Annotated in this window: 1 pseudogene; it reads left to right on the forward strand. The window is 72.2% G+C overall.

The window, feature by feature from the left end:
- A pseudogene (locus MKL11_RS22165) lies at positions 1–568 on the forward strand (transposase); the annotation flags it as partial.

Here is a 568-nt window from a genome sequence, read left to right on the forward strand (position 1 = left end):
GCGATGGGACCACGTGCTGGATCCCAAGCCATTCGACCGGCACCCTGGTGGACCTGCGGGTTGCGGGGGGACGCGTGGCGCACGATAGCCGCGTCCGTCGTCTCGGTTGCATCGGATCGGACTGCCGGACCAGGAGCTTCGCCGCTCGGCTCGGGTCTGACCTTGCCGCCCATGCCCGGCGCACGGCCGGGCTCGACTGCATCGTGCATCATCTCGGCGTTGCCCTCGGCGGTAGCCCCGCCGCCAGCTTCGCCCGACGGCTCATGGGCCCGGCCAGTCGGGATACGACGCTGCGGACCGTGCGCCGCCGTGCCGTCCGGTGGAGCATCCGAGCGTGATCGGCATCGACGACTGGGCCTTCCGCCGGGGACAGCGTTACGGCACGCTGGTCTGCGACCTGGAACGCCGGCGTGTCATCGCCCTGCTGCCGGATCGGGAGAGCGGCACCGTCGAGGCGCGGCTTGCGGCCCATCCCGAGATCACCGTCGTCGCCCGCGACCGCGGGGGTTGCTACGGCGAGGCGACGACGCGAGCGCTGCCCCATGCCCTTCAGGTCGCCGACCGATGG

It is taken from the genome of Methylobacterium sp. J-077 (assembly GCF_022829365.1).
GTDB lineage: Bacteria > Pseudomonadota > Alphaproteobacteria > Rhizobiales > Beijerinckiaceae > Methylobacterium.